Annotated in this window: 11 protein-coding genes; 7 read left to right on the forward strand and 4 right to left on the reverse strand. The window is 39.4% G+C overall.

The features are described from left to right. The 6 genes from RQ763_RS04220 to RQ763_RS04245 all read left to right on the forward strand — a co-directional run. A partial coding sequence (locus RQ763_RS04220; protein WP_314151386.1) for a MoxR family ATPase occupies positions 1-607 on the forward strand: 607 nt, incomplete at its 5' end. Positions 608-621: 14 nt separating this feature from the next. Then, on the forward strand, positions 622-1,452 hold the full coding sequence (locus RQ763_RS04225; RefSeq protein ID WP_314151387.1) for a DUF58 domain-containing protein: 831 nt from the start codon (positions 622-624) through the stop codon (positions 1,450-1,452). Next, positions 1,452-1,859 (forward strand): hypothetical protein, encoded by a 408-nt coding sequence (locus RQ763_RS04230; protein ID WP_314151388.1) that lies wholly within the window; start codon positions 1,452-1,454, stop codon positions 1,857-1,859. Before RQ763_RS04225 ends, RQ763_RS04230 begins: the two co-directional genes overlap by 1 nt. Then, positions 1,852-2,781: a VWA domain-containing protein gene (locus RQ763_RS04235; RefSeq protein WP_314151390.1), complete on the forward strand. Its 930-nt coding sequence runs from the start codon at positions 1,852-1,854 to the stop codon at positions 2,779-2,781. The genes RQ763_RS04230 and RQ763_RS04235 overlap by 8 nt, the downstream gene beginning before the upstream one ends. Then, positions 2,778-4,589 carry a VWA domain-containing protein gene (locus RQ763_RS04240; RefSeq protein WP_314151391.1) on the forward strand — a complete coding sequence of 604 codons (1,812 nt, stop codon included), beginning with the start codon at positions 2,778-2,780 and terminating at the stop codon, positions 4,587-4,589. The genes RQ763_RS04235 and RQ763_RS04240 overlap by 4 nt, the downstream gene beginning before the upstream one ends. Before the next feature lie 15 nt (positions 4,590-4,604). Then, the gene (locus RQ763_RS04245) at positions 4,605-6,029 is read left to right on the forward strand and encodes a BatD family protein (RefSeq protein WP_314151392.1); all 1,425 of its coding nucleotides are present in this window, start codon (positions 4,605-4,607) and stop codon (positions 6,027-6,029) included. Here the strand turns inward: RQ763_RS04245 and RQ763_RS04250 are convergent. Next, complete coding sequence (locus RQ763_RS04250) at positions 6,026-6,856, reverse strand: prephenate dehydrogenase (protein WP_314151394.1); 831 nt, start codon at positions 6,854-6,856, stop codon at positions 6,026-6,028. The genes RQ763_RS04245 and RQ763_RS04250 overlap by 4 nt on opposite strands. A gap of 101 nt (positions 6,857-6,957) precedes the next feature. Between RQ763_RS04250 and bamA the strand changes: the two genes are divergently transcribed. After that, a complete protein-coding gene (bamA, locus tag RQ763_RS04255) occupies positions 6,958-9,231 on the forward strand; it encodes an outer membrane protein assembly factor BamA (protein WP_314151395.1) in 2,274 nt (757 codons plus the stop codon). A gap of 225 nt (positions 9,232-9,456) precedes the next feature. On the opposite strand, the gene RQ763_RS04260 is transcribed toward bamA, so the two are convergent. From RQ763_RS04260 to RQ763_RS04270, 3 genes are all read right to left on the reverse strand, one after another. Next, complete coding sequence (locus tag RQ763_RS04260; RefSeq protein ID WP_314151396.1) at positions 9,457-10,932, reverse strand: Ppx/GppA phosphatase family protein; 1,476 nt, start codon at positions 10,930-10,932, stop codon at positions 9,457-9,459. Positions 10,933-10,936: 4 nt separating this feature from the next. Continuing rightward, positions 10,937-11,188: a YfhL family 4Fe-4S dicluster ferredoxin gene (locus RQ763_RS04265; RefSeq protein ID WP_294929280.1), complete on the reverse strand. Its 252-nt coding sequence runs from the start codon at positions 11,186-11,188 to the stop codon at positions 10,937-10,939. Between the two features lie 100 nt (positions 11,189-11,288). After that, a partial coding sequence (locus tag RQ763_RS04270; protein ID WP_314151397.1) for a HAMP domain-containing sensor histidine kinase occupies positions 11,289-12,324 on the reverse strand: 1,036 nt, incomplete at its 5' end.

A 12,324-nucleotide genomic window follows, 5' to 3' on the forward strand; every position in this document is an offset into this window, starting at 1 on the left:
TGCTCTGCTTGAAGTTATGCAGGAGAAGCAGGTAACATTGGGCGATACTACATTTAAGTTAGAACCTCCATTTTTTGTTATGGCTACACAAAATCCTGTAGAGCAGGAGGGTGTTTACCAGCTTCCAGAAGCGCAGCTTGATAGATTTATGCTCAAGCTCATCGTAGATTACAACACAAAAGATGAAGAGCTTGAGATTGCCAGACGTATCTCAAGCGGCAATTTTGAGTCTATAGAGAGTGTTATAACACATGAAGATTTGGATGCGTTAAAAGTTGCTGTAAAAAACGTACATGTAGACGAGCAGGTTGAAGAGTATATGATTGAGCTGGTCAATGCGACAAGAAATCCTCACGAGTACGGACTTGATGAGATAAAAGATTTCATCCAGTTTGGAGCATCGCCGCGTGTAAGCATAGATATGTTTAAAGCCGTAAAAGCTATGGCATTTATGAGAGGCAAAGATTTTGTAACACCTGTTGATATTGCTTATATCGCAAAAGAGCTTATGCGTCACCGTATTGTTTTAACATACGAGGCTGAAGCTGAGGGAGTTACGACCGATGAGATTATAGAAAAAGTGCTTCAAGCCGTAGCAATACCGTAGATTTGATATAAACTATGAGTAAACTGCAAAAGATATTGGTTCGCGCAAGACGTCAGGTTTTTAGCGAAATGGTCGGAAACAACCCATCTATTTTTCAGGGTGAGGGGTATGACTTTATTGAGCTAAGAGAGTACATGCCCGGTGATGATATCCGTCATATCGACTGGAATATCACTGCTAAGATGCAAAAACCCTTTATCAAGATATTTCGCGAAGAGAGAGAGCTTAGTGTAGTAGTGGTATCTGTATTAAACGGAAGCGTGCATTTTGGCTCTAAAAGATTTAAACAAGAAGCCATCGCCGAAGTTGCCGCTCTTTTGGGTTTCTCAACGCTTAAAAACGGTGATCTGCTAAGTTCTTACATCTTTACCGATGAGATGGTCTCGCACGCAAAACCGAGTAAAAAACTGCATCAAATCCAAAAAAATGTCCAAGACATCTTAGAGTTTGACGCCATAAACAAAAAGGTTGATTTCAAAGTTATTGCCGATACGCTCTTTAAAAGGCTTAAGAGAAAATCGCTCATCCTGATTATCGGCGATTACTTTGAGATACCAGACTTCAGACTTCTGGCAAGAAAACATGAGGTGCTCTCTGTTATAGTGAGAGACCATCTCGAAGAGCATCCGCCCGAGATGGGTTTTGCATCGCTCATCGACCCCGAGAGCGGAGCGGTTTTAGAGGGCGATTTTAACGCTTCAAGTGTAAGATTATATAGCCAAAAGGTTGCCGCACATGACCACAGACTCTTTGATAGGCTAAGACGTGACGGCATACGATTTACAAAAGTATATACCGACTCTATTGCAGGCGTGAAGCTTCGCAGACTTTTTGAGGGCAGATAATGGCACAAGAACAAAGTTACGATATCCCGCTTCATGATATAAAGCCTATTGTTGAGGTGCAGGAGTATTCGCTCTATTACTTTTTAGGTATTGCTTCTATTGCGGCTCTTTTAATTATCGCTTTGGGCTATCTTATCTACAAATATTTTCAAAAGCGCAATGCTTTTAATCTGCGCAAAGAGCACTTCAGACTTCTAAATTCGCTTGATTTAAAAAAGACCAAAGAGAGCGCATACCTCATTAGCTCTTTGGGCGCTACGTTTAAAGATGACAGCCCAAGACATCAAGAGATGTATGAAAACCTCACAAACCGTCTTGAAGAGTATAAGTACAAAAAAGATGTGAATGAGTTTAGCAGAGAGACTCTGGGCTACATAGAGCTTTACAAGGAGATGATCGATGTTTGATGGAGTCTATTTTGAATTTCCACAAATAGCATCTCTTCTCCTTCTTTTTCTTCTCTGCTCTCTTCTTTGCAAGATGAAACTTCCATCCATCTATTTTCCACATACTCACGACTTTTTAAACCGTAGTGTCTCGGCATCAAAAACACTACTCTTTTTAAAGTGGTTCGGAGTCGTTATGATGATACTCTCTCTCATGTCGCCCGTAAAAGATGAGCCTTATGAACTTGAACCAAAAGAGGGGTATGAGATAGCTCTGATTTTGGATGCTTCGGAGTCTATGCAGGCGGAGGGGTTTGATGCCAAAAACCCATATTTTACAAGGTTTGACGTTGTAAAAGAGATTGTCGGCGAATTTATAAAAGAGAGGCAAAACGACAATATAGGTCTGGTTGTATTTGGCGCATACTCTTTTATTGCTTCGCCCCCAACGTATGATGCGGATATCTTAAACAAAATTCTCTCACAGCTCTCAATCGGAATGGCGGGAAAATATACGGCGCTTCATACATCTCTGGCGCAGGGCGTAAACCTCCTGAAGATGGGAGATTCAAAGACAAAGATAGCAATTTTGCTTACAGACGGTCACTCCACGCCCCAAATCGACAAAATCCCGCTTGACGTGGCACTTGATATGGCAAAAAAAGAGGGCGTAAAGGTTTACCCCATAGGTATAGGAATGCCGCATGAGTACAATCAAGATGTGCTGCTTCGTATTGCAAACGAGAGCGGAGGGGCGGCATTTGGCGCTTCAAACGCAAATGAGCTAAAAGAGGTTTATAAGATAATAGATAAACTTGAGAAGTCTGAGATAAGGGGCGAGAGTTTTACAAACACAAAGTACTACTATCAATTTCCTCTTTTTCTCTCGCTTCTCTCACTCATGCTCTACATCTATCTTAGAAACAAGAGGGGTTATGCATGACATTTTTACACCCTGAATTTCTCTACTACATGCTGCCTCCGCTCTTTATCCTCTTTGGACTTCTGCTTACTCAAAAAGAGCAGTTTGCAACATTTTTTGCTCCAGATGTGATGGATAGGCTCCGTGCAAGTACAAACTCTTTGACTCTCAAAGCAAGAAACGCGCTCTTTTTTCTTGTGGGATTTTTGATAATAGTAGCGCTCGCCGAGCCTGCCATAAAAGAGGGCACAGTTGAGATAAAAGCAAAAAGCGCGGACATTATGATTGCTTTTGATATTTCAGACTCCATGTTGGCGCCCGACATCTATCCAAGCAGACTCGAAGCCGCAAAACAAAAGGTATTGACTCTTTTGGAGGAAGCGCCGAATGAGCGCATAGGCATAGTCGCGTTTGCAAAAAACTCCTATCTTGTCTCCCCTCTTAGTTTTGACACCGCTGCAGTGGCGTTTTTACTTCGCAAGCTTGATACGTCATCGATTACAGAGAAGGGAACCGACTTCTTGTCTGTTTTGAATGTTGTAAGTAAAACTCAAAAAAATAATGGTAAAAAGTATCTTCTTCTCTTAAGCGACGGCGGAGATAAAGATGATTTTTCAGATGAGATTGAAGCGGCAAAAAAAGATAATATTGTTGTTTTTGTACTCGGTGTTGCTACAAAAAAAGGCTCACCAATAAAGCTTGAAGATGGAACCCTTGTAAAATACAAAGGCGAAATAATTATCTCAAAGCTTAATGAAAATATTGCAGATTTGGCTACAAAAACAGGCGGAGTCTATATACAAAGTTCGACGTCCTCGGATGATATAAAGAGGATGTTTAAAGAGATAACTAAAATAAGTGAAGAGCGGGAGCTCAAAAGCGAAGAGGTTCAAAAACATAAACCCCTCTTTTACTATCCGCTTGCAGCGGCACTCTTTCTTCTGCTCATCGCGACAAGCTCGCTTGGCAAAATAAAAAAAGGAGCAGCTGTGTTTATTTTATCTTTTGCTCTTTTTAATGTGCCACAGGCAGAAGCGGAAATCTTGGATTTTATGGATTTAAAAAAGGCGAAAGAGGCTTATGAGAGCGGCAGTTACTCTGAGGCGGCAAAGCTCTACGATGAACATGCACAAAACTCTCAAAATCCACAAAGCTACTACAATGCGGCAAATGCCTACTATAAAGATAAAAAGTATCAAGAGGCGATAGAAGCATACAAAAAAGCGGTATTTGAGAGCGAAGATTTGAGTGCGAAGAAGTTCTCTAATCTTGGAAATGCCTATGCAAAAGAGGGAGATCTGCAAAAGGCTGCTGAAGCCTACGAGAGCTCTTTGGAGATTTTGGACGACATAGAGACAAAAGAGAATTTAGAAGAGGTCAAAAAACGTTTAGAAAAACAGAAAAGCGACTCAAAAGAGGGTGATGACAAGCAAGAGAAGCAAGAACAAAGCGACAAAGAGCAGAACTCAAAAGATGATAAGAGCGGCGATAAAGATAGTTCTAAAAAAGATGAGAAGGGCGATAAAAAAGAGGACTCAAAAAAAGAAGAGAGTGGAGAGAAAAAAGAGGATTCAAATGAGAAAGAGTCTGAAGCAAAAGAGAGTGATGACAACAAAACAGAGCAAAAGAGTAAAGCCCAAGATATGAAAGAGGGCGAAAAAAATGATGAAAATGGCTCATCTGGCTCAGCAGAGATGCAAAATGAGATAATGAGCGATGAAGAGCAGATGAAGTGGATAAAGCAGCTAAACTCAGGCAATGCTACATTTCTTTATAGACTAAATGATGAAGAGACAACCCAAAAAAATTCGGATGAGAAACCATGGTAAGAACAAAGGCAAACGATGAGAACTATAACTAAATTACTATTTTTACTACTGCTGTTTTTAAATACGGCATACGCGCAGATTGAGGCAAATGTAAGCCCAAAAGAGGTGGAGCTAGGCGAGATGGTCACATATTCGCTTACTATCTCAGGAGAGGATATAACAAGACCAAACATACGCAGGTTATGCGATAGCGACGTAATATCGACAAGTTCTCAGACAAATATGCAGATAACAAACGGAGCAATAAATAAAAACTACACGCTAAGCTATAGATTTGTTCCTCAAAAAAGCTGTGTAATCAGTCCGGTTGAGGCTGAGGTTGACGGCAAAACGGAGTCCAGCAACAGCGTTGAGGTAAAGGTCGTTCCGGCAAGTGTGGCAAAAGATTTGGATTTTGTTTTAAAGTTGGAGAGTAGCAAAAAAGAGCTTTTTGTAGGAGAAGCGTTTGACTTGACGCTCACTTTTAAGCAAAGAAGCGATGCTGAGGCGGTTGACAGTCAGTTTACTCCGCCTGAGCTAAAAGGGTTTTGGATAAAAAGCGAATCGCAGCCAAAGAGGTATCAGGATTCAAAATATACAATCACGGAGATAGTCTACTCTTTAGCACCACAAAGGGCAGGTGAGCTTAAAATCCCACAAGCCCAGATGAGAATAGCCTCAAGAGGCTCAAGAGCGAGCAGTTGGGGAGATTGGATTCCTACAGTTAAGTGGAAAACCTATTTTTCAAACGAGTTGAGTTTTGATGTAAAACCGCTTCCATCAGGTGTTAGTTTGGTCGGAGATTTTGCCATAGAAGCGATAGTTGAGAAGAGTCAGATCAAAGCAAATGAGGCGGTAAATATCACGATAAACGTGAGTGGTGAGGGAAATTTAGAGGATATAAAAAGTTTTAAGCCAGAGATGGATGATGTTGCCGTATTTGATGAAAAAATTGTTATAGAGGGCAATAAGCTCACCCAAAAGATAGCTTTTGTAGCAGATAGAGACTTTACGATACCATCCTTTTCGCTGCGCTATTTTGACCATGAGACAAAAGAGACAAAAGAAGTTTCTACAAAAGAGATAAAAATTGATGTCATAAATGAGCAGGTAAAAGAGGAGTTAGTGGTTAAAAAAGAGGAGGCTGCTTCGGCGCATGAAGAACACTACGCGCCTAGCAAAGAGCATGACATTCTTACTCTTGTCTTTATTTTCATCGGCGGAGTAGTGGTGGGTGTTGTTGGTATGCTCTATAAACCCTATTTTAGTTCTGCAAAAAAGTCAAAAGAAGGCTCCATAAAAGATCCAAAGATTCTTTTAACAAAACTATTGCCTTTTAAAGATGATAAAGATGTTTGTGAGATAGTAGAGATACTGGAGAAGAATATCTACTCCCATCAGAAGATAGAGATAGATAAAAAAGCCCTCAAAGAGCTCTTAAAAAAGTATGGGATAAATTAATCTAAAATATCATGAAGCCTGTTTCCGGCTTCTATATTTTTATGAACCTCTTCCCAATCCTCATTTTCTATATGCCCTTTTAAAATGCTTAACTCATTTTCAAAGAGCGTTATCGCTTCGAGCAGATTTTCTCTGTTTTGTCTAAAAATATCTTCCCACATATTTGCAGAACTCTTTGCCAAACGACTCATAGAGCGAAAACCACCCGCAGCAAGAGCTAAAACGTTGTGCTTGTTCTCTTGATTCATAACGGTGTTTGCCAGGGAATAGGAGATGGCATGTGGCATATGAGAGATAAGTGCTGCATGGCGGTCATGACTCTTTGCCGACATAAAGTACTTTTTCATCTCAAGCGCACTAAATATTTTTTTGGCAATTTCTGCCTGAGCCTCTCCGCTATGCTCGAGATTACATAAAACTACCGCTTTTTCTTTGTATAGATTCTCAACTGCAGCAGTTGGACCGAAATTCTCCGTTCCCGTCATCGGGTGGGCAGCTACAAAATTTTCTCTAATGCTCGGCGGCACAGAGGCGATGATTTTTGCTTTTGTACTTCCAAGGTCTATAATCGTCGTATCTTTTTTTACATCTGTTAAATTGTTAAGCGCAGATATTATTCCATCAACGGGGATAGCCAAAAAAACCACATCATAGTTTTTTGCTTCCTCAAACTCTATTATTTTATCAACTAATCCGAGTTCCATTGCCTCTTGTTGGTGGATTTTATTGTGGTCACTTCCGACAACCGTGCTTATAAAATCAAGTTTTTTTAAACTTATGGCAAGAGAACCGCCCATAAGTCCCAGTCCTACTATCGCTACTTTCATCTCAATTCTTTATTTTAATTTTTCAAATTATACAGAGTTTACTTAATATTAACCTCATAAAAGGTAAAATCCCCTCTTATTTTACAACTGATGGAAACTTAATGATAAAATTTTTAGTACTCTTTCTAACCTTGCTGGCGGTAAACTCCTTTGCATATACAATTAAATCTATTAAATATGAGGGCATGGTCAACATGTCAGAGTCCGTAGCGTTACGAATGCTGAAGTTTGAAGTCGGTGATAGTGTCGATGAGAAGATGCTTGATGAGTCAATCAAGGCATATCATAAGCAGGGTTATTTTGAAGATATCTGGACAACTATAGATAAAGAGGGTGTTTTAACGTTTCACTTTAAAGAGAAGCCGCTTATATCAAAAATAGAACTAAAGGGCTGGAAAGAGAATGACAGCGAGATAAAAGAGAGTGTGATTCAGATAAAAGTCGGCTCACTTTATGATGAGAAAAAGATAGAAGCAGCAAAAAAAAGAATCATAGAGATGATAAGTCAAGATGGGAAGATTGACAGTGTCGTGGAGATTCAAAAAGAGCTGTTAGAAAACGGAAGTTATAAGATCACTTTTTTGGTCAACGAAGGTGAAGAGATTATTATTGAAGAGCTTCTCTATAGCGGAGTATCTGGGCTTGATAGTGATGATTTTGATGAAATGATAGCCAATAAAGAGAGAGATTTTATGGGCTGGTTTTGGGGGAGAAACGACGGTAAGATGCGCGTTAATGACCTAGCTTACGATCCTCTTAGAATACGTGATCTCTATATGCAGCACGGCTATTTGGACATTGATGTAAAAGAGCCGTTTGCAAAAGTAAATTTTGATAACTATACGGCAGAGATAAACTACCAAGTGCAAGAGGGCGAGGTATATAACGTTAGCGCTATTACGATAGATCAGCAAAAAAATGTCATAGAAGATGAGAAGATTAGAGAGCTTATAAAGCTGGAGGTCGGCAAACCTTTTAACGTTGAGACATTCCGTAATGATTCGCAGAGAATAAAGACTCTTATTGCAGATCAAAGTTACGCTTTTGTGCAGATAGTTCCTGATTTGAAAAAAGATAAAGAGAAAAGGGAAGTTGAAGTTGTCTTTAAGATCATGCCAGGAGAGAGGGTCAAAATAAGAAACGTAATAATCTCTGGAAACAACAGAACACTTGACAGAATCATAAGAAGAGAGCTCTACCTTGGACCGGGAGATATGTACTCGCTTACAGACCTTTCAGACTCTAGAAATGCTCTTGGACGTCTTGGCTTTTTTGATGGAAATACCATAGAAGAAAAAAGAGTTGACAATAAAACTATGGACTTAGTGGTTAAGGTAAAAGAGGCTCCTACGGGCAATATTCAACTAGGCGGTGGTTATGGAAGTTACGGCGGACTCCTTGTTAGCGTAGCTGTTGATGATAGAAACGTTTGGGGTTCTGGAATAAATGTAGGCGTAAAAGCTGAGCGTTCATCTTTGACCTCTAACTACTCTTTTAGTCTCTCCAACCCTAGACTAAACGATAGCGACTTTAGCGGTAATTTCTCTCTTTATACCAGTGATTATGAGTATAACGACTATACCGTTATGTCTGATGGATTAACCCTTGGCGTTGGTCATAGATTTACAAGATATATCAGTGGGCATATAGGGTACGGCTTTTCTGCAAATAGTTATGAAATAGAAGAAGATGCTAATCTGAGTGGGATAGATGAGTATTTTTTTGAAGATTATTCGAAAAGTTCGGTTACGGTAAGTGCAAAGTTTGATAATACCGATGACTTTTATCTTCCAAGAAAAGGTTTTATGCTTAGTCAAAGTTTTGAGTATGCAGGACTTGGAGCAGATTCAGATTTTCTTAAAAGCAGAACAAACTTCAGTGCATACAAAGGGCTTGAAGATTGGTTTGGGTTTGACGTGATTGCAAGATACAAAGCAAGAGTTTACTATGTAAAAGAGACTGGCTACCTCCCTGTTGCAGAGAGGTTTTATATGGGCGGTATAGGAAGTGTCAGAGGGTATGAGTCATACTCGCTCGCTCCTACAATAGAGGATAGTGACCCGGCTGAGACCGAAGATAGACGAATCGGCGGTGAGCTTACGGCATCAAATAGTTTTGAGCTTAGTTTTCCTCTTGTTCCAAAAGCAAAAATGCGTTTGGTCACCTATCTTGACTGGGGATACATAGGAGCTTCCGGTGATTCGTTAGGAGCTGAGCCATATTTGTCAAATAATATCTCTCGCGGCGGTTTTGGTGCCGGACTTGAGTGGTTCTCTCCTGTTGGACCGATTCAGCTGATGTTCTCTAAACCTCTAGGAGAAGAAGAGGGCGACAAGACTGCGGTCTTTGAGTTTACGATGGGGCAGAGATTTTAGAATCTTTGCTTCTTTAGCTTATGTTACGCACTAAAACGAACGCATCTGTTTTAGTGGCAGGGACAAATGTCCCTTGCAACCCCCTTACCATGGAGTATGCCATTGGTTAGCATACCTAAAAGCTACGAAAACAAGCTAATGCGGTTTTCACGAAGTGAAAATGTTTCTTTAGTAAAACAAGTTTTTCGAGATTTAAAGTGCGTGAGGTCAGTTCTTTAATTTAAATTATAAAGTATAAAATGAGATTTCTATGCTTTTATTTGTTAACGTCTCCAATTTATTGACGCTCTCTTTTGCCAGATAGAGACTATTTTTAGATTCAACTTTAAGTTTTAACTCCTCAAAACTAAGCGTAAAATCAATATTTCGAGGGTAGTGACTCAAAAGAGCTACAGCTAAGGAGAGTAGATAGCTTAGCTCTTCTAGCTGCTCTGAATCAGGAAGAAGATTTTTAAACTTTTGTATATGAGATTGTGAGGGGAGTTTTCTTTTTGCATATCTTGTTAGAGTTGCGATTAAAATTATCTGTTCATGAGTAAAGCCAAACTCTAGAGCATCTTTTATGAGGTTGTAGCTGTTTTTGTTGTGTGAGTAGTAGTGGATATTATTTCCGCTCATACACAGTTTTGCGGCAATTGCCAACTCGTGGCGGTATTTTTCTTCTATCTTCAACTCTTTATGCATGAGATCAAAAAGCATTTTAGAGACTTTGCAGAGCTGATTCGCATAAGAAAGATTATCAACGTGAGCATCGAGTATATACCTCACAGAGCTGTTGTAGTTTGCCGGAAATCTATCGTTTGAGCTTCTAAGCAGATCTGTTAAAAAAATACCTTCTCTTACGCCAGCGCCGCTTGTTACAAGTTTTTCTATCTTGAATTTCTCTAAGACTCTCAAGAGAATAAGCGCCCCCGGTTTAATAACGTCAAATCTGCTGCTTTTTATACCAAGATTTTTGAGCTCATCCTCGTCTGAGTTGATTATCTTTTTTAACAGTGTTTGAAATTCGTCGTAATTTGGCTCATAAGCATGAAGTTTGTCTATCGGGTAGCCGCTTTTAGTGAGGATTGCATTGGATATTGCTCTAAATGTTCCGCCTATGCCGATAACTGTAGATATATTCGTTGCATCTAACTGTTTTAGCTGAGAGTCGATGTAGATTTTTGCACCGTCGATGTCCCCTTTGTCAAAAAAAAGCTCTTTTAACCTGACTGTTCCTAAATCTACAGAGATATTTGAGTTTATTTTCTGCTCATCTATAAGCGAGAACTCTGTTGAACCGCCGCCTATATCGATGCTTAGTGCATTTCTTTGTCGCGGTAAAAGATTGATGCATGCAACAGCCCCAAGGTAGGCTTCTCTTTGCCCGTCTATAACCTTGATATTTAGACCAAGGGAGTTTCTGACTCTGTTAATGAAATCTTTCTTATTGGGGGCATCTCTAAGTGCGGAGGTTGCAATACAGAGCGTTTTTCTAGCTTTAAAAGATGAGATGATAGATAAAAAGTCTCTAAGAGCATCAAAAGCTCTTTGCATCGGAATTTCTTGAAGATTTCCGCTGTTTTGATAGGCATTTTCAGAGATTCTCACTCTGCTTTTTGCCTCATGAAGTATATGAAAAGCAAAACGCGATGTCTTCTCATAAATAACCATTCTAACCGAGTTAGAACCTATATCTATGACTGCTACGCGTTTCGCCAAACCTCTACTCTTCTGCTAGAATATTTTTATATTTAAACTGAAGCTCTGCAATGGATTCTACGTTGTCTTTATCTGGAATAATGCAGTCAACCGGACATACGGATATACATGCAGGTTCGTCATAAACGCTAACGCATTCGGTGCAACGATCAGGATCGATAAAGTAGATAGGATCACCCTCTTCAATAGCCATAGTAGGGCACTCTTCGCGGCAAGCATCACACGCAATACACTCATCATTTATTAATAAAGCCATCAAAATACCTTCTAGTTTTAAATATATGTAAAATACATAATTTTATGTGCCCGATTTATAGCAGAATAAAGCTTTATTATTTTTTAAATTTTGTTATTATTTACTTGGCTGGAAGAATACAAGAGAGTTTTGAACTAAGGTTGAGAGTTGCTACCGTTCCGGTTACGCCATCAGTTCTGTTTTTAATGCTTATCTTAGCTCCCAGTGCATCTGCACCACTTTTTGCCAAAAAGAGTCCTAGACCCACGCCCGACTTGCTGCCTTCTCTTTTAAACGGTGCAAAAAGATCCGAACTCTCATCTATTCCACACCCTTCGTCAATTACTTCAATAAGTAGCCCATAATCGTTTAGCGAGCTCCTTAAAATAACGCTCCTGTTTTTTGGAGTAAATTTCAGAGCATTTTGTAAAAAGTTTTGCACGATTTGGTTAAGAAGACTTACCTGGAGCAGTGCCATAAAACCGTTGGGTTCAAAGTACATGTGGAGTGTTTTGCCCTCATTGGCTGCTAACAACTTAAAGTCGTCAGCTTTTTGCTTTAAAAGCTCAATTACATCAACTTCTTGAGGTTTTTCTAGTTGAGCCCCCTCTTGTCTGCCGATATTGAGTATATTTGAGACGATGACATTCATCTCATCAACCGTCTTATTTGTTACTTTTATGGCATCTACGTACTCTTCAATAGAGCGTTTTTTAATTAATGTCACTTGGTTTTTCAGCTTTATTACCGCAAGAGGAGTTTTTAACTCATGCGCAGTCCCTATAAATAGCTCTTTTTGGTACTTTACAAAGTTTTGAATTCTTGAGATTAGGTGATTGATTGTTTCACCAAGAGGTTCAAACTCCTCAGGAAGCTCTTCGGTTTTTATTGGGCGTAGAAGATGCTCGTTCATATTTGAGAGCTTGTTGCTTAGTGTCTTAATAGGTGTGACTAGCATTTTAGATAAAGCAATTGCATAAATTATAACCAGTAAGAAACCGGCTATATTTATAATGAAAATATAGTGAAGAATTTTGTCAATAAGCGCTCTTGTGGGTGTTATGTCTTTTGTAATCTTGATGTAGCTTAGCTCTTCAATATCAAATGGATGCATTAAAACCAGATACGATTTCTTATCTTTTGAAGTTTCAAAAAAA

The organism is Sulfurimonas sp. (assembly GCF_032250635.1).
Lineage (GTDB): Bacteria > Campylobacterota > Campylobacteria > Campylobacterales > Sulfurimonadaceae > Sulfurimonas.

Coding starts and splice junctions, on each gene's coding strand:
- RQ763_RS04245 (WP_314151392.1), top strand. CDS start 4,605: ATGAGAACTATAACTAAATTACTATTTTTACTACTGCTGTTTTTAAAT.
- RQ763_RS04265 (WP_294929280.1), bottom strand. CDS start 11,188: ATGGCTTTATTAATAAATGATGAGTGTATTGCGTGTGATGCTTGCCGC.
- RQ763_RS04250 (WP_314151394.1), bottom strand. CDS start 6,856: ATGAAAGTAGCGATAGTAGGACTGGGACTTATGGGCGGTTCTCTTGCC.
- RQ763_RS04230 (WP_314151388.1), top strand. CDS start 1,452: ATGGCACAAGAACAAAGTTACGATATCCCGCTTCATGATATAAAGCCT.
- RQ763_RS04240 (WP_314151391.1), top strand. CDS start 2,778: ATGACATTTTTACACCCTGAATTTCTCTACTACATGCTGCCTCCGCTC.
- RQ763_RS04225 (WP_314151387.1), top strand. CDS start 622: ATGAGTAAACTGCAAAAGATATTGGTTCGCGCAAGACGTCAGGTTTTT.
- RQ763_RS04235 (WP_314151390.1), top strand. CDS start 1,852: ATGTTTGATGGAGTCTATTTTGAATTTCCACAAATAGCATCTCTTCTC.
- bamA (WP_314151395.1), top strand. CDS start 6,958: ATGATAAAATTTTTAGTACTCTTTCTAACCTTGCTGGCGGTAAACTCC.